Origin of the sequence: Williamsia sp. CHRR-6 (assembly GCF_018474015.1) — a bacterium.
Lineage (GTDB): Bacteria > Actinomycetota > Actinomycetes > Mycobacteriales > Mycobacteriaceae > Williamsia_A.
Window position 1 is genome coordinate 97,068 of record NZ_JAHCSG010000002.1, and the last position, 21,233, is coordinate 118,300.

16 protein-coding genes and 1 pseudogene are annotated in these 21,233 nt (G+C 68.3%); 7 read left to right on the forward strand and 10 right to left on the reverse strand.

The window, feature by feature from the left end:
• Positions 1 to 5: 5 nt before the first annotated feature.
• Genes KIK15_RS06415 through KIK15_RS06425 form a run of 3 tightly spaced genes read right to left on the reverse strand, consistent with a single transcriptional unit; the run spans position 6 to position 5,116 of the window.
• Positions 6 to 3,014, reverse strand: coding sequence for a glycoside hydrolase family 38 C-terminal domain-containing protein (locus KIK15_RS06415; protein WP_214243373.1), 3,009 nt, complete (start codon positions 3,012 to 3,014; stop codon positions 6 to 8).
• Between the two features lie 6 nt (positions 3,015 to 3,020).
• Positions 3,021 to 3,986: an ABC transporter substrate-binding protein gene (locus KIK15_RS06420; RefSeq protein ID WP_214243374.1), complete on the reverse strand. Its 966-nt coding sequence runs from the start codon at positions 3,984 to 3,986 to the stop codon at positions 3,021 to 3,023.
• Positions 3,987 to 4,000: 14 nt separating this feature from the next.
• Entirely contained in the window at positions 4,001 to 5,116 is a 1,116-nt protein-coding gene (locus KIK15_RS06425; protein ID WP_214243375.1) for an ABC transporter permease, read from the reverse strand.
• A gap of 153 nt (positions 5,117 to 5,269) precedes the next feature.
• Here KIK15_RS06425 and KIK15_RS06430 point away from each other — a divergent pair, with 153 nt between their 5' ends.
• The gene (locus tag KIK15_RS06430) at positions 5,270 to 6,148 is read left to right on the forward strand and encodes an ATP-binding cassette domain-containing protein (protein WP_250324279.1); all 879 of its coding nucleotides are present in this window, start codon (positions 5,270 to 5,272) and stop codon (positions 6,146 to 6,148) included.
• Positions 6,149 to 6,151: 3 nt separating this feature from the next.
• Here the strand turns inward: KIK15_RS06430 and KIK15_RS06435 are convergent, their stop codons facing one another.
• The 3 genes from KIK15_RS06435 to KIK15_RS06445 are packed head-to-tail and all read right to left on the reverse strand — an operon-like array spanning position 6,152 to position 9,588.
• Entirely contained in the window at positions 6,152 to 7,174 is a 1,023-nt protein-coding gene (locus tag KIK15_RS06435) for a LacI family DNA-binding transcriptional regulator (protein WP_214243376.1), read from the reverse strand.
• Positions 7,175 to 7,231: 57 nt separating this feature from the next.
• Positions 7,232 to 7,765, reverse strand: coding sequence for a DUF2771 family protein (locus tag KIK15_RS06440; RefSeq protein WP_214243377.1), 534 nt, complete (start codon positions 7,763 to 7,765; stop codon positions 7,232 to 7,234).
• A gap of 5 nt (positions 7,766 to 7,770) precedes the next feature.
• Complete coding sequence (locus tag KIK15_RS06445; RefSeq protein ID WP_214243378.1) at positions 7,771 to 9,588, reverse strand: MFS transporter; 1,818 nt, start codon at positions 9,586 to 9,588, stop codon at positions 7,771 to 7,773.
• Between the two features lie 78 nt (positions 9,589 to 9,666).
• Between KIK15_RS06445 and KIK15_RS06450 the strand changes: the two genes are divergently transcribed.
• The 4 genes and pseudogenes from KIK15_RS06450 to KIK15_RS18290 form a co-directional block, all read left to right on the forward strand.
• Positions 9,667 to 10,650, forward strand: a complete 984-nt coding sequence (locus KIK15_RS06450; RefSeq protein ID WP_374222825.1) for a DUF3027 domain-containing protein — start codon at positions 9,667 to 9,669, stop codon at positions 10,648 to 10,650.
• A 7-nt stretch (positions 10,651 to 10,657) separates the two neighbouring features.
• Complete coding sequence (locus KIK15_RS06455; RefSeq protein WP_214243379.1) at positions 10,658 to 13,369, forward strand: sacsin N-terminal ATP-binding-like domain-containing protein; 2,712 nt, start codon at positions 10,658 to 10,660, stop codon at positions 13,367 to 13,369.
• Positions 13,370 to 13,446: 77 nt separating this feature from the next.
• On the forward strand, positions 13,447 to 14,376 hold the full coding sequence (locus KIK15_RS06460; RefSeq protein ID WP_214243380.1) for an SMP-30/gluconolactonase/LRE family protein: 930 nt from the start codon (positions 13,447 to 13,449) through the stop codon (positions 14,374 to 14,376).
• A gap of 297 nt (positions 14,377 to 14,673) precedes the next feature.
• A pseudogene (locus tag KIK15_RS18290) lies at positions 14,674 to 14,925 on the forward strand (phosphatase PAP2 family protein); the annotation flags it as partial.
• Between the two features lie 45 nt (positions 14,926 to 14,970).
• Here the strand turns inward: KIK15_RS18290 and KIK15_RS06470 are convergent.
• Entirely contained in the window at positions 14,971 to 15,228 is a 258-nt protein-coding gene (locus KIK15_RS06470; RefSeq protein WP_214243381.1) for a DUF2530 domain-containing protein, read from the reverse strand.
• Between the two features lie 189 nt (positions 15,229 to 15,417).
• Here KIK15_RS06470 and KIK15_RS06475 point away from each other — a divergent pair, with 189 nt between their 5' ends.
• Together KIK15_RS06475 and KIK15_RS06480 are read left to right on the forward strand one after the other, a co-directional pair.
• Positions 15,418 to 15,849: a MarR family winged helix-turn-helix transcriptional regulator gene (locus KIK15_RS06475; protein WP_214243382.1), complete on the forward strand. Its 432-nt coding sequence runs from the start codon at positions 15,418 to 15,420 to the stop codon at positions 15,847 to 15,849.
• A 97-nt stretch (positions 15,850 to 15,946) separates the two neighbouring features.
• Positions 15,947 to 17,182, forward strand: a complete 1,236-nt coding sequence (locus KIK15_RS06480) for an MFS transporter (protein ID WP_214243816.1) — start codon at positions 15,947 to 15,949, stop codon at positions 17,180 to 17,182.
• A 16-nt stretch (positions 17,183 to 17,198) separates the two neighbouring features.
• Here the strand turns inward: KIK15_RS06480 and KIK15_RS06485 are convergent, their stop codons facing one another.
• Genes KIK15_RS06485 through KIK15_RS06495 form a run of 3 tightly spaced genes read right to left on the reverse strand, consistent with a single transcriptional unit; the run spans position 17,199 to position 21,083 of the window.
• Positions 17,199 to 18,422, reverse strand: coding sequence for a GNAT family N-acetyltransferase (locus KIK15_RS06485; RefSeq protein ID WP_214243383.1), 1,224 nt, complete (start codon positions 18,420 to 18,422; stop codon positions 17,199 to 17,201).
• A 55-nt stretch (positions 18,423 to 18,477) separates the two neighbouring features.
• Positions 18,478 to 19,569 carry an NAD(P)-dependent alcohol dehydrogenase gene (locus KIK15_RS06490; RefSeq protein ID WP_214243384.1) on the reverse strand — a complete coding sequence of 364 codons (1,092 nt, stop codon included), beginning with the start codon at positions 19,567 to 19,569 and terminating at the stop codon, positions 18,478 to 18,480.
• Positions 19,566 to 21,083 carry an aldehyde dehydrogenase family protein gene (locus tag KIK15_RS06495; RefSeq protein ID WP_214243385.1) on the reverse strand — a complete coding sequence of 506 codons (1,518 nt, stop codon included), beginning with the start codon at positions 21,081 to 21,083 and terminating at the stop codon, positions 19,566 to 19,568. Before KIK15_RS06495 ends, KIK15_RS06490 begins: the two co-directional genes overlap by 4 nt.
• Between the last annotated feature and the right edge of the window lie 150 nt (positions 21,084 to 21,233).

Genomic DNA, 21,233 nt, shown 5'->3' on the forward strand with positions numbered 1-21,233 from the left:
TTCTCTCAGGATCGCCGCAGACGCAGCGTCACGATCTCGAAGGGCCGCAACGTCAATGACATCGAACGCTCCGGCGAGATCTCCACCGCGGCCTCGGGCAGTGGACGCTCCAACAGATCAGTACGTACGGCCTGCGTAAGACCAAACCCGGCGCTGATCTGTGCCCGCGCCCGGGCACCGAGCGACTCGTAGCACCGCACCACCACGTCGCCGCTGCCGTCGGCGGCCGCCTTCACCGCCTCGACGACCACCCCCGGGTTGTCCACCGAGATCAGCGGATCGACCACGCGCGCACCGGAAATCCTGCGTTGCCGAAGGTTGATCGCATACCCGCTGCGCACCGCGTCGACGATCTCGGCCCCGGATGTGATCGACAACCCGAACCGGTGCGTGCCCTGATCGGCGTCGGGGTCGGGATACAGGGGTGCACGCAGCAGGGACACCCGAGCCGTCGTCGTGGTCTGGCACCGGGTCACGTCATGACCGTACGTCGAATCGTTGGCGATGGCCACGCCGAAACCCGGCTCGCCGAGGTGGATCCAGCGCTGAGCGCAGGTCTCGAATTTCGCGGCGTCCCAGGAGGTGTTGGCGTGGGTGGGCCGAAAGACGTGACCGAACCCGACCTCGGAGGCGAATCGCTCGCATGCCACGTCGAACGCGAACCCGAGTTTGAGCAGTTTCTGTCGTTCGTGCCAGTCGACGGTGGTGAGAATCCCGACCTCGGTGGTGCCGGTGGTGATCACCACGTCCTGCTCGATGGTGCTCGCGCCGAAGCTACGACACAGGCGCAGTGTCACCCCGATGTCGTTGTGTACCACCTCCATCGAGTCCAGATCGGTGAGGTCGGTGACCGTGCGCCGATAGTGGGCGTCGATGTCCCAGGCGTCCCATTCGTTGGGGGTGTCGCGGTGGACCTGCAGTAGGTTGCCCACCTGTCCGGGCGCGATCACCTCGCGGGCGGCACCGATGTCGAACCAGGAGGTGATCAGGCCGCGCCGGTCCACCACCAGCCGCAGCGCACCGTTGTCGATCACCAGATCGTCGCCGTGTTCGGTCACCGTGGTGGTGCCTTCAGGGTGCGGGGCAGCGATGCCGATGGCGCCGGCAGCCACCCCGTCGCGGGGGTGGGCGGCGGCGTTGGCCTGCAGTGCCACCTCGCCCGAGCCCACCAACTGCGCCAGGGTGGTGGTGATCAACTCGTCGAGTTCGGCGGTGATCGCGGCGTAGTTGCGTTCGGCCTCCCGGTGTACCCAGGCGATCGACGAGCCGGGCAAGATGTCGTGGAACTGTTGCAGCAGAACCAGTTTCCAGATCCGGTCCAGTCGCTCGTGGGGATAAGGCGCACCGAGGACGACCATCGCGGTGGTGCACCACAGCTCGGCCTCGCGCAGCAGGTGTTCGCTGCGCCGGTTGCCCTGCTTGGTGCGTGACTGTGAGGTGTAGGTGCCGCGGTGGGACTCCAGGTACATCTCGCCCAACCACACCGGGGGGTCGGGATACTCGGCCTGGGCATCGAGGAAGAACGTGTGCGGGGAGGCGGTTCGGACGCTGGGTGACCCCTCCAGCGATCGGGTGCGCGCCGCGACCGCGGTCATCTCCCGGGTCGGTCCACCGCCGCCGTCGCCCCAGCCGTAGGGCACCAATGACATCGAGCCGTGACCGTGTTCGGCGTAGTTGCGTTGGGCGTGGGCCAGATCGGCGGCCCCGAGGTCGGAGTTGTACTTGTCGACCGGTGGAAAGTGGGTGAAGATGCGGCTGCCGTCGATGCCCTCCCACCAGAACGTGTGGTGCGGCATGCGATTGGTGGTGTTCCAGGAGATCTTCTGGGTGAGGAACCAGCGCGCACCGGCGGCGCGGAAGATGCCCGGTAGCGACGCCGAGTAGCCGAACGAGTCGGGCAACCACACCTCCTCGCATTCCACCCCGAACTCGTCGAGGAAGAAGGTCTTGCCCACCAACAGTTGTCGGGCCATCGCCTCACCGCCGACCATGTTGGTGTCCGACTCCACCCACATGCCGCCCACCGGGACGAACTGTCCGTCGGCGACTTTCGCTCGGATCCGTTCGAAGAGCGCGGGATAACGCTCCTTGATCCAGGTGAGCTGCTGGGCCGACGAACACGCGAACACGAAGTCGGGGTCGTCGTCCATCAGCGCCAACACGTTGGAGAAGGTGCGCGCACATTTGCGGATGGTCTCGCGGACCGGCCACAACCACGCCGAGTCGATGTGGGCGTGGCCCACCGCGTAGAGCCGGTGTGCGCTGGCGTCGGCGGGTGCGTGCAGCGCCGGGGCCACCACATCGCGCGCGGCTGCGGCGGTACCGGCGATGTCGTCGGGGTCGAGGGTGTCGAGCATCTGTTCCAGCGCGCGCATGATGACCGCGCGTCGGGGTCGGTCGGTGGGCAGCTGACGCATCAGGCCGTCGAGCACTGCGATGTCTTGACGCAGCTCCCAGACCGTGGTGTCGAGCACGGCGAGATCGGCGGTGGCCAGCCGGTAGCGGGGTTCGTGACCGGCGGTGGCCGGATCACCCAGCGATGTGGGCAGGAAGTCGAATTCCTTGGCGATGTCAGGGTTTCCGGCGGCCTCGAGCAGGAACGCCACCGGGTCGCCCGGGTTTCCCGCCAGCGGCACGTACCGGTTCATCGGGGACACGCCCTTGATGGGCCGTCCGTCGAGGTCGAACGCCAGGCCTTCGGACTGAAAGCCCGGGTTGACGGTGTCGAAGCCCAGATCGATGACCGCCTCCAACGGCCCGACCCCGAGATCCCAGTGGGCGGGGATGGTGGCGGTGAACCGAAACCAGGTGGTGGTCCAGGGTGCGCCCCAGCGATCGCCGATGCAGAAGGGTGAGAACTGTTGGTGCACTGCGTCGGTCACCGCAACGGGTTCGCCGTCGACCTCCCACGCCGAGACCGCCAACGGCAGCCGGTGCCGGTAGAGGTTCGGGTCGAGGTGGTCGCGGACGAATCGGGTCAGGCGTCCTTCGGTGCTGATCCTGTCGTCATGCATGCCGTCTCAGCAGGTGGAGGAGTAGAGGTACTTGGCAGTCTCGGGGTTGCCGACGTTGTCGGCGGTGATGATCGTGGTCCCGGTGCCGGTCACCTCGGCGGGCTTCTTGCCGTCGACGATGGCCTTGGCCTGTTGGACGGCGAGACGTCCTATTTCGGTGGGCATCTGGGCCACCAGTGCCTGCACCACACCCTGCTTGAGTTGATCGACCTGCGTGGCGCCGGCGTCGAAGCCGATCACCTTGATCGCGCCGGATTTTCCGGCGGCGCGAACCGCGTTGTTGGTGCCCTGGCTCTGGTCGGTGGCCAGCGCGAACACCCCGGCGAGGTTGGGGGTGGCGGCGATCTTGGATGACACCAGAGCCGAGATCCCGGACACACCACCGGTGTTGGTGAAGACATTGCCCACGTAGGTGATGTTCGGATACTTCTTGAGTTGGTCGCGGAAGCCCTGTGCGCGCTGCACTGCGGTGGTCACGCCGGGCTGTTCGCCGACCAGTAACACGTCGCCCTTCTCGCCGATCAGCTTGGCCAGGGCGTCGGCGGCCGCAGCTCCGGCGGCCACGTTGTCGGTGGCGATCCGGTAGGAGAGCAGCCCGGTGTCTTTGATGGTGGTGTCGACGGTGGCGACCTTGATGCCGGCCGCCTTTGCGGTGCGCAGCGGTGCCACCATGCCGGTGGCGTCGTTGGGGGCGATGAACAACACCCGGGGTTTGGCGGCGATCGCGCTCTGCACGATGGGGGTCTGCAGGCTCACGTCCCAGTTGTTGGCGCCCTGGACGTTGAGGTCCACCCCGATCTTGGCGGCTTCGGCCTTCGCCCCGCACGCCATGCTCTGATAGAAGGGATCGTTGGACACGCCCTGGATGAAGGTGACCTTGGGTTTGCCCGTGGAACCGGAGTCGGAACTGCAGCCGGTGAGCGCGAGTGCAGTTACCGACACCATGGTCAGGGCAATGGTGGTGCGTCTCATGATCTTTCCTTTGTTCATCGGGTGTTGAGGGCCAGGCGACGACGTTGGTCGATGGCGACGACGACCACCAGGGCCAGGCCCATGGCGACGTTCTGCCAGAACGGTTGGATGCCCACGATCACGAATCCCGACTGCAGGGTGGCTGGGATGCAGACGCCGATCACGGTGCCGGCCATCCGGGCGACGCCGCCGCTGAGGCTGGTGCCGCCGATGACCACCGCCAGCACCGCCTGCAGCATGTCGGTCTGGTGGCCGTTGATGGTGGTGGTGGAAAACCGTGCCAGCGAGACGAATCCGGCGAGGCCGGCCAGCATCCCGCACAGCACGTAGATGGAGGTGACGTGGCGTGAGACGTTGATGGCGGCACGGCGAGCGGCTTCTTCGTTGGATCCGATGGCGCTGGTGTGGCGCCCGAACCTGGTCTGGTTCATCACGAATCCGCCGACCGCGGCCACCGCGAGCCCGAGCAGCACCGTGTACGGAACACCGAGCACCGTGCCGAATCCCAGCCCGCTGACCAGCCCGGCGGGGACTCCGGTCAGGTCGACGCCGCCGGTGATGACCTGCGCCAATCCCAGTGCGGCGAAGAGGGTGCCAAGGGTGGCGATGAGGGGTTGCACTGCGGTGCGGGTGATGACGAGCCCGCCGATGAGGCCCCAGGCGGCACCGGCGATGAGCGCGACGACGAGTCCGACGGCCATGGTGGCTATGCCGCTGCCGCCGATGGCGACCATGGCCTTGACGCTGAGCACCCCGGCGAAGACCAGCACCGATCCGACGCCGAGGTCGATGCCGGCGATGGTGATGACGAAGGTCATTCCGATGGCCACGATGAGGTAGCCCGATGCGTTGACCGCGATGCTCGTGAGGTTGTCGCCGGAGAGGAACGCGTTGGGGTGGGTGATGCCGAAGACGGCGATGAGGATGACGAGGACCCCCAGAGCCCACTGCTGGCGGAGCCAGCGAGCGACTGACTGCTGGCGCAGCCAGCGAGCGACTGACTGCTGGCGGAGCCAGCGAGCGACTGACTGCTGGCGAGTGCGCGCGGTGTCGGGTGCGGAGCCTGGGTCGGTGTCCGGTTCGGCGTTCGGGTCGTCGTGCGCCGTCGTCTGGTCGACCTGCTCGCTCATTGCTCCCCAGTCCCGGTGGCGTGACCACCATATGACAGCGTTGTCACATTTCCATGCGAAAATGTATCCGACCTCACATCTGCGGTCAACGCCCGACGGCGACCGGCTGCTCGCGGCCGCCCGTTGACGCGACGCGGTGCGCACGTCAGGATCATGGCAACGTTGTCATCCGACGTCATCGGCGGCGGCGGCGCGACCAGACAGGAGCAGGCCATGGGCCAGGCAGTTGACCCGACAGCGGCGCCCGGACAAGCGGCGCCCGGACAAGCGGCGCACGGGGATGTCCCCGTTCTCGAGGTCCGCGGGATCACCAAGACCTACGGGACAGTGCAGGCCCTGCGGGGAGCTGACCTCACGGTCAACCGCAACGAGGTGGTTGCGCTCGTCGGTGACAACGGGGCCGGTAAGTCCACCATGATCAAGTCGATCTCGGGGGTCATCTCGCCCGACTCCGGTCAGATCCTGATCGACGGTCGACCGGTGTCGTTGTCCAGTCCGCGCGACGCGCGTGCCCACGGCATCGAGACGGTGTACCAAGACCTCGCCCTGGCTCCCGACCTCGACCCCAGCGCCAACCTGTTCCTCGGCCGCGAGCTGATGCGGCCGGGCATCCTGGGCCGGTTGGGGGTGTTGGACAAGCGGCGGATGCGGCGCGAGGCCGACGAGGCGTTCGCCTCCCTGGGCGTCGGTATCCAGGACACCACCGTGCAGGTGGCCACCATGTCAGGTGGTCAGCGCCAGGGTGTGGCCGTGGGACGCGCGGTGCGGTGGGCCCATCGGGTGGTGCTGATGGACGAGCCGACTGCGGCGTTGGGTGTGGTGCAGACCGAGCGGGTGGGTGCGCTGATCGAATCCGTTCGCGCGTCGGGTATCTCGGTCGTTCTGATCAGCCACAACATCCCGTTCGTGTTCGAGGTGGCCGACCGGATCGAGGTGTTGCGACTCGGGCAGCGGGTGGCCACGTTCGATCGTTCGACGATGTCGGCGCAGAACGTGTTGGGCGCCATGACCGGAGCCCTCACCTTCGGCTGATGTTCAAGGCGAACGCGGCCTACCACTACTGCGCACCACCAGCCGCGGTTGGATCTCGTGGTGCCGCGGTGGCGTGGTGTCGCCGTCGATCCGGTCGAACAACGTTCGTACGCCCAGGGTTCCCAGCTCGGTGGGTTCGCTGCTGAGCACCGTCACGGGTACCGGGAGCATGTCGGCCAGGGGCAGATCGTCGAAGCCGACGATCCCGATGTCGGTGCGACCGTCGAGGGCGCGCAGCAGACCCAGCGTGACGAATCCGGTGGTGGCGAACACCGCGTCGGGCGGGTTGGGTGCGGCGAGCAGGGTGCGGGCAGCGGCCTCGGCTTCCTCGGCAGATCCCTTGTCCAACTGCACGATCAGTGATTCGTCCACCTCGCCCAGCGCCGCGGAGATCGCGTTGCGGTAGCCCCGCAGACGTTCGCCGGTGGAGTGGCGACTGGCGGCCACGATGATCGCGATGCGCGTGAAGCCGCCGGCGAGAAGGTGTTCGGTGCCCTCGCGCGCCCCGGCCTCGTTGGCCAACACCACCTCGTCGGCCTCCAGGCCGGCCGCGGGACGGTCGAGGAACACCACCGGTGTGCCCAGCCCGATCTCGTCGGCCAGGAACCCGAAGTCCTCGCCGCCGGCCACCAACAACAGCCCGGCGACCTGTCGGCTGATCAGTCCTTCGACGGCGTGCCGCTCGGCGGTCGGGTCTTCGTCGACGCTGGCGATCATCACCCCGTAGCCGCCGGCGTGGGCGGCGGCGATCACCGCGGCGGCCACCCCGCCGAAGAACGGGTTGCGTAGGTCGCCGATCAGCAGACCCAGGTCGGTGGATTCCTGGCCGGGACGCATCCGACGCGCGATCTCGTTGCGGCGGTAGCCGATCTGGGCGATGGCGGCCTCGACGCGTGCGGCGGTGGCGCTGGCGATGTAGCCCTCACCGTTGACCACGCGCGACACCGTCTTGAGGCTGACGCCGGCGAGTCGGGCGACGTCGTTCATCGTCGGTCGCGCCACGCGGGTCATCCCTCCATCGGTCACGCCTCCCCCGGCCATCGGCCCCCGTGGTCAGGGTGTCACATCAGGGCTACGCGGCGGTCACTTCAGTTGATCGGCAACCGGCTTCGGCAGGGTGTCCAGACCCCAGTACGCGCGCGCCAACTGCTGCCCGCTGGGATCGACCGCGGCCGAGGGCAACTGGATCTCGACCGTGCTCAAGATCTTGTCCGGGCGCGATTGCAGGGTGAGGGCATAGCGGGTGCCGCTCTTCTGTAGCCGCGACACCTCGGTGACGAAGCCGTTCGGGGTGAGGTACTCGACCACGTAGCTCCACGGTGCGTCGAACAACCCACGCGACAGTGACAGCAGCAGGTTGCTGTCGACCTGTACCGGGAAACGGGTCGGCTGCCGGTCCTCGATGGGACAGATGGTGATGTCGGTGACGTCGCAGAACTTCGTGGGCGGCACGGCCACGGTGGCTTTCCCGCTGGTCGCCTGGATGTAGGGGTATTTGTCCTTCTTCTCACCGGCGCTGAGGTAGGCGACGGTTCCGCCGACCACGGCGACGAACAGCACCCCGACCACTGTCGCGATGGCCAGGAACTTCTTCTCGCCGGAGGTGAGGGTTGGCACGGTGACTACTTTCCGTTGTCGGTGGCCACCGGGCGTCCGCCGGCGGCGTCGGGGGCGTCGGGGTCGAGTCGGGGAATGCCGCCTGTGGGCATCGCTTTCGCGGGCCGGTTGCCGCCGAAGCCGGGTACCAGGGTGGTCGCAGCATTGGTGGCCAGGGTCTGGGCCAGACCGAACGCCATCACCACCGTCACCACGGTGAAGCCGATCCACAGGGTGGGCGGCAGCAACACGCCCATGGCGGCGCCGGCCACCCAACACAACTGCAGCACCGATTCCGACCGACCGAACGCCGACGCGCGTGACTCGTCGGGCAGGTCGTCCTGGATGGACGCGTCCAGACACACCTTGCCGATGGCGCTGGTGCCCGAGGCGATCAACGCGGCGAACGCGGCCACCACCACCGAACCGAAGATCGCGGCGAGCAGAGCCACCGCGAAGCTGCCGACGGTCACCAGCACCACGATGCGCTGCGGGTTCTTCAACTCCATCCGCGTGCCTAGAGCATTACCGGCGAAGTTGCCGATTCCCGCTGCGGCACCGACGGATCCCAGGAGCAGCAGCTGCATCCCACCGGACTGTCCCGAGGGGTTGGACTTGGCGTAGAAGGCGATGTAGAGAGTGAGGAATCCGGTGAGGATGCGGATGGTCCCGTTGCCCCAGAGGCCGGTCAGCACGGTCCGCCCCAACGGCTGTCGCATGGTGGCCAGCGCCGTGGCGGTGAAAGTCTTTGTCCGCGAACGGATCTGACCGGGCTCGACGGCCGGCTCGCCGTGATAGGACAGCGTCGCGGGGATCTCGCCCGCTGTCGACTCCACCCAGGACGGGATGCGCATACACATCATGGCGCCGAACCCGGCGATGACGGCCAGGAACAGCATCGCGCCCGGGATGTGCAGGGGCAGAAAACGACCCAGGACGGTTTCGAACAGTGCGGCCACCGCGCCGCCGGCGATGGTGCCACCCAGCAGGCCGAAGGTGGTCAGCCGCGAGTTCACCCGCACCAGGTCGATGGTCGGTGGCAGGACGCGCGGGGTGACCGCCGACTTGAGCACGCCGAAAGACTTGGACAGCACCAACATTCCCAGCGCAGCGGGGTAGAGCACCCACGGGTCGTAGACCAGCTGATCGCTGCGGGGGTCCCAGCTGGAGTTGACGATGATGATGATGGCCAACAGGACTCGTAGCCCGAACGTGGTGGCCATGGCGATCCGTCGGCCTCGCTGCAGCCGGTCCAGGGCCGGTCCGATGAGCGGGGCGATGAACGCGAACGGTGCGATGGTCAGCAGCAGGTACAGCGCCACCTTGCCCTTGGACTCGGCACTGGCGGCGGCGAAGAACAACGTGTTGGCCAGGGCCACGGTCATCGCGGCGTCGACGGCGAAGTTGACCACCACCGGCACCGTGAGCGCGGTCAGCCCGGACTTGTCGGCACCGTCGGCGGTGGCCGCCCGATGGATCGACGCCGCGCCTCGGGCGCTGAGCTCGCGGGCCCGCAGCGCCGCCACGCGGGTGACGGTCAGCTTCTTCGGGACAGCCGCAGGATCGGGGTGCGGGGCCGACCGGAACACATCGGTGGGTGCGACAGGCGGGCTGGGCGGGGGTGGGGCAGACGCGGGGACGCGATGGGGGGCGGCCCGCTCGCGCGGCAACGGGCCGAGGTGAGGATTGCGCGAGGTGTGCGGTGGGGCGGGGACGGGGCGGGTCGGGCGGTAGGAGCGGTCGACCGGGTAGTTGACATTTCCCGGATGCTCGTCCGGACGACCCTGGTCTCGACCACCGCGCTCGGGCGGACCCGGCGGGCGGCGATCGTTGGGTCGGTGCATGGTCTCGATTGTTCCCCATGACATCAAGGTCACCAACCCGTAACGCCAGCGTGGCGCGTCGTACGGCACACTGTAGGCGTGGACACCGAGATTCAGCCCGTCTCTGCCGACGTCGAGGCCCGATTGGTCGAGGCGGTGGAGTTCGCGCGCGCGGCCGTCGAGGCCGACAGCGGCAGCGATTCGGCGCCCAGCGCCGTGGGCGGACATCTGCGTGCCGACGTCGAGGGTGATTACACGGTCTCGCACTATTTCGAGGCCGACATCGCGGGTTATCGCGGCTGGGTCTGGTGCGCGGTCCTGGCCACCAGCCCCGTGGCGCCGGGCATCGAGCCCACCATCACCGTCAGTGAGATCGCCCTGCTTCCCGGCGCCGACGCCGTCGTCGCCCCCACCTGGGTGCCGTGGGCGGAGCGAATCGCTCCAGGCGACCTGGGCCCCGGAGACGTGTTGGCCGCCCCTGCCGACGACATCCGGCTGGTGCCCAACCACATCGACACCAGCTACCTCGACGCCGACGAGTACGACCAGGTCTCCGAGGTCGCTCTCGAGCTGGGTCTGGGTCGCAAGCGGCTGCTCAGTCGTGAGGGACGTGACCTCGCCGCGCAGCGCTGGTTCGACGGAGACTTCGGGCCGGACGCCGACATGGCCGCGGCCAGCAAACTCGCCTGCGGGTCGTGTGGGTTCTATCTGCCGCTGGCTGGTGGTCTGCGGGTCGCTTTCGGGGTGTGCGCCAACGAGTTCGCCGCCGATGGCCGCGTGGTGGCCTCCTCCTACGGCTGCGGGGCGCACTCGGATGTGGTGGCCCCCAGCGGGGAGGGTTCACCGGCGTACGACGCCTACGATGACGGCGCCATCGAGGTGGTGGCCCGACCGGCCGCGTCCACCGAGCACCAGGCGGCCGCGCCTGCTGCCGAGGTCGCGACCGACACCGATCCCGAGACCCCCGAATCCGAGACCCCCGAGGCTGCCGAGCTCGAGACCACCGCAACCGACACCGAGTCGCGTGTCGACGCACCGGCCGAGGACAGCGAACCGGCCCAGGCGTCCGACGTCACCGTCTGATCGCAGCGTGAGCGCGTCGGGGCCCGACCCGTTCGGGACCGCGGCCATCCGCCATGGCGTGCTGGAGGCCTGGCGGTTGTCGTCCACCCGGATCGCCGAGGACGCCGCCGCCGAAGCCGAGCTGGTCCACATCGGCTATCGAGACCGGTTGTTCACCGAGCTCGCCGCCAACGCCGCCGATGCCGCCCCCGACACCGGTGGACACCTGGCCATCTGGTGTTCGGGGCAGGCCCTGCACGTGGCCAATACCGGAGCCCCGTTGACCGCTGCCGGCGTGAGTTCGCTTGCGGCGCTGCGTGCGTCGAGCAAGGCTGATCGCGGTACGGTCGGCCGATTCGGGGTGGGGTTCACCGCGGTGTCGGCCGTGGCCGATGAGGTGGCGATCCGGTCCACCTCCGGTGGTGTGGTGTTCAGTCGCCGCAGGACCCGAGAGGCGTTGGTCGCCAACGAGATTCCGGTGCCGGATGAGATCCCGTTGCGTCGCCTGCCGTGGCCCGACGACACCGCCCCGGCGGACGGGTTCGACACCGATGTGGTCTTGTCGCTGCGGCCCGGGATCGACGGTGAGACGCTGCTGGCCGAGGTGTCGGCGATCGTCGGGGAACTGCTGCTCGAACTGACCGCGTTGACCGCGATCACCGTGCACGGCCACCGATCCGAGCGCGCGATCGCAGCCCGCGACGGCCACGAGCTGGTGGGCGTCGGCTCGCAGAACTGGGTGCAGACGACCGGTGAGCATGCGCGCTGGCTGATGCCGGGTACCCCCGATCACCCGATGCCCCTGCATGATTCGCTGCTGCGGGCACCCACCCGGACCGATGTGGCGCTCACCCTGCCCGCGCTGTGCATCGCCGACGTGTCCCTCACCCCGGACCGGCGCGGCCTGCACCCCGACGCCGACATCGCCACCGCAGCGATCGGGTACCACCGGCTGGCGCGGGCGCTGCATCCCGCACGCCGACTCGCTGCCGTACCGAGGCCGGGGTTCGCGGCCTCACCGGTCGACGACCGGCTACGCACCGCGGTCCTGGCCGATCTCACCGAGGGGGCGTGGATACCGTGCGTTGACGGCGCCGACGTGCGGCCGGGTCGGGCGGTGGCCATCGTCGACATCGATGACGCGCTGGCCGCCGTGCTGGGCGAGGTGATCGACGGACTGGTGATCCCAGATCTGTGCTCCCGCAGTCAGATTCGTGCGCTGCGGGCAGTGGGAGTGCAGGAGGTGACCCTGGCGCAGCTCTGCGATCGACTGACCGGTGTGCTCCGCGAGCCGCGGTGGTGGGCGCAGCTGTACGAGGCCCTGACCCCGATGGTGCCCGACGACCATGCGGTCGCCGAGATCGCCACCATCCCGGTGCCCCGAGCTGAGGGCCGGATGGCGATGGGTGCGCGTGGCCTGGTGCTTGCCCAGCTCGGTCGCGATCACACTGTGCCGCAACCGATCTCCTGGCTACCGATGGTGCACCCCGACGCCGAGCATCCACTGGTCGAGCGACTGGGTGCGCGGCCGATGAGCGTCACCGAGATGCTGGCCGACCCGGCGTTGCGGGCGAGCCTCGACGACGTCGACCCCGAGGCAGTGATCGGTCTGGTGGCCGCCGATCCCGACGCCGACACGCCCAGCTGGCTGGGTGGGCTGCTGCTGCCTGACACCGACGGCGGGTACCGCCCGGCCGATGAGCTGCTGATCGCAGACGGCCCCCTGGCGCAGGTGTTGATCGAGGACCACCCGTTCGGGTTCGTGGCGCCGGAGGTGGTGCGCCGTCACGGAGCGCAGGTGCTGGCACGGGTGGGCGTCGGCGTCGGGTTCACCGTCCTGGTCGACGAGTTCCCGGTGGGCCCAGACCACGATCTGGCCGACGAAGAGCAGTGGTGGCAGTGGCTGTCCGACGAGCCGCAGCGGCTGGTGGCGGTGCGCGACCTCGACCTCGTCGACCCGCAGCGGTGGTCGGCCGCGCTGACGATGCTGGTGGCTGACCCGCGTGCCGCGGCGACGCTGGCCGATCGGGCGGGCTACACCGCGTGGTGGCTGCGCACCTACGCCGAACTCGACGGCCACCGGCTGGGCTGTCTGCGCTCACCCGATGACGACGCACTCGCCGGTGTCGTCGACGTGGTGGACCACCCCGACGCCGCGGCGTTCGCTGCGGCGTTGGCCGGTACCCAGGTCGAGTCGATCGCACAGGCGAGCATCATGCTGGCCAACCTGGGCGACCCGGATCGCGACGTGGCACCCGGGGTGGCCGCAGGTGCACACGCCGCGCTGGTGACGGCGTACCGTCGGGGCGTGTTCGACCTGGCCGATCTGGACCCGCCCGTGGGGGTGCGCACCGTCTCGGGCGCGGTTGCCGAGACCGCGCTGGTGTGTGATGCCCCCTGGATCGCCCAGGTGCTCCCGTCCGCTGATCTCGTCGTCGCCGGGGTGCCGGTCGAGGCGTCCTCGGCCCGAGATCTCGCCGACATCCTCGACATCCCCTCGGCCACAGACGAACTCGACTGCGAGGTCGTCTCGTCGGGGGCCGCAGTGTCTGCAAACGACTCGGCGGCGGCCGTGCTCGACGCCATCGATCGGGGCGTCGCGACGGGTGCTGGTCTGGTTCGGGTGCACGATCGACTCGAGGTGTCGGTCACCCGCGCCGGTGTCACGACCGTGCACCGGGTGCGCTGGTGGGTCGACTCCGCCGGGGTGCGACACCTAGGTGGTGAGTTCGAGCGATGAGTGACTGGATGCGACCACGACGGTGGCGGCCACCGCCTGCGCCGCCGCGAGTTCGCCGTCGCGACAGCGAGATCCCGATGCCGCCACTGCGCCGCATCGAACTGCCCGGGCCCGGACCAGAGGATGTCGTCGAGGCCCCCGACGGGCGGGTGATCACCGGGATCCGCGACGGACGGATCCTGGCCGTCGACCTTGGATCCGGTGCGGTGCAGACCATCACCCACACCGGCGGGCGGCCCCTGGGCCTGGAGGTGTGTACCGACTCCTCGCTGTTGATCTGCGACGCATTCCGAGGTCTGTTGCGGCTTGCCCGGATCGAGCCGGGCGCTGCGTGCGAGGTGATGCTCGGCCACCTCGGCGGCGAGACTCTCAACTTCGCCAGCAACGTGGTCGCCCATCCTGATGGCACCGTCTACTTCACCACCTCCACCCGGCGCTGGGACATCGAGCAGTGGATGGGTGATCTGCTCGAGCACTCGGGTACCGGCCGCCTGTGGCGACGTACCCCTGACGGCACGGTGTCAGTGCTGCGTGATGGCCTCGACTTCGCCAACGGGGTGGCCTTCACCCCGTCCCGCGACGCGCTGATCGTGGCTGAGACCGCCGGCTACCGGATCAGCCGGTTCCAACTCACCGGACCCGACGCGGGTCGCTGGACGACATTGGTCGACAACCTGCCCGGGTTCCCCGACAACATCAGCCTCGGCAGCGACGGGCTGATCTGGGTGACCCTGGCCGCACCGCGCAACCCGATGCTCGACGCGTTGCTGCCGCGCCCCCCATGGTTGCGACGGCTTGTCTGGGCCCTGCCCGAAGCCTTCACCCCGGCACCCGCCCGCACCGCCTGGGTGCTGGCCATCGATTCGACCACCGGTGCGATCGTGCACGACCGGCAACGCGCGGGGACCGAGTTCGCGCTGGTCACCGGGGTGATCGAACGAGACGGCACCCTGATCCTGGGGAGCCTGGACGAGTCCGCCATCGCCGTTGCCGCGCTCGCTGACTGACCACGAGCCCCGCCGAGCCCATCGCGCGGTCCGTATCGTGGGAACGGCAGGTGCCGAGAGACAGAGACGAGGACGACGATGCAGTTGCAGCCCTTCGGCATCGACCGGGACATCACCGACTGGGTGGTCTCGCACCGCGTCGACTGGTTGCGCGGGCCCGCGCACGTCGCCAGCGAGGTCGGCGGGACGCTGGCGTTGGCGGTGCTCGCGACCCTGGTGGGTGCGTGGCTGTGGACGCGTGGGCAGCGGTCGGATGCGGTCCTGGTGGTGGGTGGCTCGGCCGCGGGGTGGCTGGTGATGATCGGGCTCAAGCATCTGTTCGGTCGCGATCGCCCACCCGCGCGGGTGCGGTTGGAGAACATCACCACCTACTCGTTCCCATCCGGTCATGCGATGGTGTCGATGGTGATCCTGGGGCTGATCGCGGTGGCCGCCCACCGGAACTCTCGCTGGGTGCGCGAGCATGCGGTGGTTCTGCTGATCGCGCCCCTGGCGAGCATCCTGATCGGTTGCAGCCGTGTGTATCTCGGTGTGCACTGGGCGTCTGATGTGCTGGCCGGTTGGCTGGTGGGGGCCGTGTGGATCGCGGTGGTGCTAGCCGTCCAGTCCGCGTTGAGCCGCGCGGTCGCCGCGCCGACTGGACCGGCGCTGCACCAGGAAGACCCCGGTTCCGAACACGCCGACCGCGAGGCCGATGAGACAGCTCACCAGAGTCGTCGTTGAGCCCCATCCGGTGACCGCCACGACGACGGTTGCGATCAGCCAGGCCGCCATCCCGACGTAGACCACGTTCTCCGGCGCCCCCAGCCATCGCGGCAGTGGCGGGATGGTCGGATCGGGCGTGTCTGACATGGCCTCAGCCTAGGGAGGTGCTGCGCATCGCTCAAGGGTCGCGCCGAACGCAGCAATCCCGACGACGGCATCGCCGCACTACATTGCGGATGACTCGATCGGTGTGAACGATTCGCGATCGCGCGGGTACGGTGCGCCACCTATGTAGTTTGCGCCGCATTCGGGATGCGGTGACATATTGTTGTCGATGTGAATGCCAAAGACGACAAGCTGGCCAGCGATCTGGCCCTTGCGGTGGTGCGCCTGGCGCGGCACCTTCGCGGGCGTCGACCCACGTCGACTGTGTCGCTGACCCAGTTGTCGGCGTTGTCCACCCTGTCGCGGGAGGGCCCGATGACGCCGGGTGCGATGGCCGCCCAGGAGCGCGTCCAACCCCCGTCGATGACCCGCGTCATCGCGTCTTTGGCCGACCTCGGGATGGTCAAACGCGATCCCCATCCGACCGACGGCCGTCAGGTGATCGTCACGTTGTCGGAGTTGGGGCGTGAGGTGATCACCGATGAGGCCAACGCCCGGGAAGCCTGGCTGCGTTCGCAGCTGGAGAAGCTGGAGCCCGACCAGCTCGGCACGCTGCGGGACGCGGTGGAGATCATGACCCACCTGGTGGCCAGCACCGACTGATCTACGACGGCGCGTGGGGCGTGTCGCGGGCATCCCCGCGGGCTGTCGAAACAGATGTGTTTAGCAGCGGTAACATAGGCTCATGCCGCTACCGACGATGTTCTCCTCGCTGTCGGTGCGCAACTACCGTCTCTGGGCGTCGGGCCAGGTCGTCTCGCTGGTGGGTACCTGGATGCAGCGGATCGCCCAGGACTGGTTGGTCCTGCACCTCTCGGGCAACAGCGGGGTGGCCATCGGGATCGTGATGGCCCTGCAGTTCGGTCCCACCGCAGTCTTCTCCATGCCGGCCGGGGCGCTGGCCGATCGATTCGACAAGCGCCGCCTGCTGATCGCCACCCAGGTAGGAATGGCTCTGTGCGCCTTGATCCTTGGGCTGTCCGACACCCTCGGTGCGGCCACCCTGGGGCAGGTGTACGCCATCTCGCTGGCGCTGGGGGTCATCTCCGCGATCGATGCCCCGATCCGACAATCGTTCACCGTCGAGATGGTCGGCCCCGAGCAACTGCCCAACGCGGTGGCGCTGAACTCGATGACGTTCAACCTCGCCCGCATCATCGGTCCCGCGATCGCAGGCGTGCTGATCACCCTGGTCGGCACCGGGCCGGTCTTTCTGATCAATGTCGCCACGTTCGTCGCGGTGCTCACCGGGCTGCTGATGATGAACGACTCGCAGCTGCAGCGCAGCGCCCGTTCGGTCGGGTCGCGCTCGGTACGGGCCGGGCTGTCCTACGTGCGCGAGCGCCCGCAGCTGATCGCCCTGTTCGCCACCGTCTTCGTGGTTTCCACGTTCGGCCTGAACTTCCCGCTCTCGTTGGCCCTGTTGACCAAGAACACCTTCGCCGGATCGGCCGGCGGGTACGGGTTCTTGTCCACGATGTTGGCGGTGGGCACCCTGGCCGGGGCCACGCTGGCGGCCCGGCGCCGCGGCCCGGCCACCCTGCGCACCTTCTTCCTGGCCGCGGTCGCCTTCGGGGTGCTGGAGACCGCGGTGGGACTCATGCCCACCTTCTGGCTGGTGGCGGCCATGTTGATCCCCGCCGGCATCGTGTCGCTGTTGTTCACCACCGCAGCGATGAACATCGTTCAGCTGTCCGTGGATTCGTCGATGCGCGGTCGCGTGATGGGCATCTACATGCTGTGCTTCCTGGGTGGCACCCCCGTGGGCAGCCCCCTGTTGGGTTGGTTGGCCGAGGTGACCAGCCCGCGCGCACCGCTGTTGGTGGGCGGGCTGGTGAGCGTGGCCGCGGGCGTCGCGTGCGCACTCCTGGTGCGGCGAAGGCACATCGGGGCACCGGGGAGCACCGCGCCCACCGAGGTGCCCGTCAGCGCTTGACGCCCGCCGAGCGAACTCAGAAGAAGGTGCCGCAGAACGGAGTCCGGTCGGTGCGAAACGCCCGGTCCAGCGCATCGAGTGTCTGCGGGTCGGCCGCCCAGAGCCGCCCGGCCGCCGCGAACTGACCGGCCCCGAACCCGCCGAGGTAGATGCTGCTCAACACCGAGATGTCCATCCGCACAGTGGGATCGGCGTCGGTGGCGGCCACCGTCGCGGCCCCGTCACGCACGATAAGGCTGAATCGACCACCCCGGGAACGGAATTCGTCACTCACCTCCAGCACCACGTCGAGATCGCCGGGGTAGGTGCGCGCGCTCAACGCGGCCGGGACGTCGAGGACACGCAGCCACATCGTGTCGTCGATCGCGGTGACGGTGGGGGCACGCAGATCGGTCAGCTTGAGCGGCAACGGATCATCGGTGGGGATCGAGGCCTCCACCCGGGTCACCAGGTCGAGGTTCAGCAATACCTGCCACAGATCGGTGTGGGCGGTGTCGGTGATGGGGAAGAACTCCGACACCTCCACCAGCGGACGGCCGTCCTCGCGCGCGATGCGATAGCTGGCGTAGCCGTCGGGGTGCAGCAGGTAGTGCAGCGTGCTGCGGCCGTCGCGGCGCACCTTTCGGTCGGCGAAGATCATGTTCCACCACACGGGCGATCGCAGGATGGCCCCGGGGTGTGAAGCCGCCCAACGATCATGCAGCGTCGGGACCACCGACTCGATGAGGTCGGCGTCGGCGTAGCGGACGGGAGAGTGGATCGGGGCGGGCGTGCGCAGCCGAGCCCGACGTAGATCGACCCGCACCCGCTGGGCCGAGGTGGCCGGACCGTATCCGAACCGCTCATAGATGGTGGCCTCGCTCGCGGTGAGGATCGAGAACGCGGAGTTTTCCTGCTCCCACTGGTCGAACAGCTCGCAGAGCATCATCCGCAGGATGCCGCGCCGACGGTGGGTGGCCGCCACCGAGACCCACGACAGGCCGGGCAGATCGACACGGGTGCCGCCGGGCACCGTCAGCGCCATCCGGTAGAACATCGCCACCCCGGCGAGAACCGGTGCGTGGGAGCCAGATTCGTCGTAGACCACCACCACGTCGTCGTTACGGAGCTTGTCGCGCAGATCAGCCTGGGCGGCGTCGTCGAGCGGCTCGGCGAACATGAACGCACGCGCGTCGGCGGCGATGATGTCGGGCCAGTCGTCGTCGGTGGCCCGGCGGAGGACGAGATCGGATGCGGTCATGAACTCCACCGTTGCACATCGGCCGGACCGGGCGCACCTGCCGTGGGCGACGACCTCACTCGTCGAAGGTGAGGACCGCCTTGATGACCCCGCCGCTCTCGGAGGCCTCGATGGCCTCGTTGATCTTGCTGAACGGGAAAGTACGGACCAGCTTCTCCATCGGGAACTTGCCCTCGAGCTGCCATTGCACCAGCTGTGGGATGAACTCCTGAGGATTGGCGTCGCCCTCGATGCACCCGCGAATTGTTTTGCCGCCGTTGATGAGATCCTGCGCGTCCACGGTGAGGTCGGGCCCGGTGCCCACCACCACCAGGGTGCCCAGGGTGCCCAGGGACAGGGCGGCGTTGCGGATCACCGCCGGGATACCGGTGGTGTCGAAGGCGTGCGACGCCCCACCTGCGGTGATCTCTTTGAGCTTGTCGACCACCTGCACGTCGCGGCCGTCGAGAGCGTGTGTGGCCCCGACCTGAAGTGCTGTCTCGCGGCGCGACTCGGTGACGTCGACGGCGATGATCTGCCCTACCCCCAGGTTGGCGGCGGCCATCACCGCAGCCATCCCGACGGCGCCGGCGCCGAAAACCACCAGGCTGGACTGTTCCTCGGGTCGCAGGACGTTGAGTACCGCACCCGCGCCGGTCTGGATGCCGCAGCCGAAGGATGCGACCAGCGACAGATCGCAACGAGGGTCGACGACCACCGCGTTGCTGCGACGGGTGAGGATGTAGCCGGCAAAACTGGACTGACCGAAGAACGCACCCGCCACCGGCTTGCCGTGCTCGGTGATGGTGGCGGTGCCGTCGAGTCGTTTGCCCGAGGCGTTGGCGGCCTGAAAGTTTCTGCAGTAGTTGCGTAGTCCGCGCACACACGGCTCGCATCGGCCACAGGATGAGAAACTCACCACCACCCGTTCGCCCACCCGCACGTCGTCGATGTCGGAGCCGACCTGTTCGACGATCCCGGCGCCCTCATGACCCAACACGATCGGAACACCTTCGGGCCAGACGCTCTTGATGGCCAGATCGGTGTGACAGATGCCCACCGACTCGATTCGGATCAGCAGCTCATCCGGCCGGGGGTCGTCGAGGTCGACGTCTTCGATGGAGAACGGGGTGTGTGCTCCAGTGCTCACGGCGGCAACGGTTTTCATGACTTCTTCTCCAACGGTGTCGTGGTGGTGGGGTGGTCGATGCGGGCGGTGGCATCGGCGTGGGCGCCCGCGATGGCGGCGCGCAGACCGGCGATGGTTTTCGCGTCGTAGCCGCCGGGGTGCAGGCTGACCGCGGTGGGCACCGGCAGCTCGGAGGCCGACACCGCCCGCCGATGACTGAACGTGTCGAACCCGGGCTTGCCGTGATAGCTGCCCATGCCGCTCTGACCGATGCCGCCGAAGGGCACGTCAGGGACACTGAGGTGTACTGCAAAGTCGTTGCGCGACATGCCACCTGATGTCGTCTTGCGGCGGAACTCGGCGAATTCGGCCGAGTCGTCGCCGTACCAGTAGGCGGCGAGCGGCGAAGGCCGCGAGGTGATGTAGGAGATCGGCTCGGACAGATCGTCGTAGGTGAACACCACCAGGACCGGCCCGAAGATCTCCTCGTGCGCCACCTGCATCTCGTCGGTCACGCCGAGCAGGATGGTGGGGGCGATGAACCGGGTCTGCGGATCGGGTAGCCGGGCGGCCTTCTCGTCGGCGACCCCGACGATGGCGGTGGCGCCCTTGGCGACTGCGTCGTCGATGAGCCCGGTCACGCGGTCGTAGTTGCGGTCGTTGATGATCGAGGTGACGTTGGGGTTGGTGGCGTAGTCCGGGAAGTACTCGGCGAACGTCGCTCGCAGGCCCTCGACGAACGCGTCTCGAGAGCTGGTGGGAACGAACACGTAGTCGGGGCACAGACACACCTGGCCGCCGTTGATCATGCGCGCCAAAGCGATTCGCTTCGCCGACTCGGCGATGTCGGCGTCGGTGCCCACCACCACCGGGTTCTTGCCACCCAGCTCCAGCGTGACCGGGGTGAGATTGTCTGCGGCTGAGCGCATCACGATCTTGCCCACCGCCGGTGACCCGGTGAAGAACAGGTGGTCGAACGGCAGCGCGGAGAATGCCGTCGCGACGTCGATACCGCCGTTGACCACGACCAACTCCTCCGGCGGGAAGTACCGGGCGATGGCGTCGGCGAGAACCTGACCCGAGCGGGAGTTCACATCGGTGAACTTGATCATCACCCGATTGCCCGCCGCGATGGCCTCGGCGGCGGGTAGCACCACGAGCTGCACCGGGAAGTTCCACGGGCCCACCACACCGACGACGCCCTTGGGGTCGACATCGATCGTGGTGGGTATGCCCGATTCGGCCGAACCGGCCACCGGGATCGGCTGCATCCAGTCCTCGAGGTTGTCCCGAGCGTGCTGGATGGCGGCGAGCACGCTGAGGATCTCCACCACCAGGCTGAACTGCTCGGGGCGCTGGCCGAAGTCGGCGTCGAGGGCGGCCACCAGGTCGTCAGACGCCCCGGACAGGGCGAGTGCCAGTCGATCCAGCCGGTTGCGGCGGACCTCGGCGCTGGGGGGCCCCTCGGCGAGGAAGGCGGCGCGCTGTCGGTCGAACAGCTCCTTCAGTTCGACTGCCTCGACAGTGGTTCGGGTGAGCTCGGAAGTCGTCATGAGAGGCCCCTGTTCTGGTGCGTCGGTGATGTTTGGTCTGTGCACCCAGGATGCCCAGGGCTCAGGAAGGGCTTCAACGAACCGACGTGGCAACCTCCACCATTGGTGCGTTGCGCGAAGTGCAATGTTCTGAACTGGTGAAACTAGGTT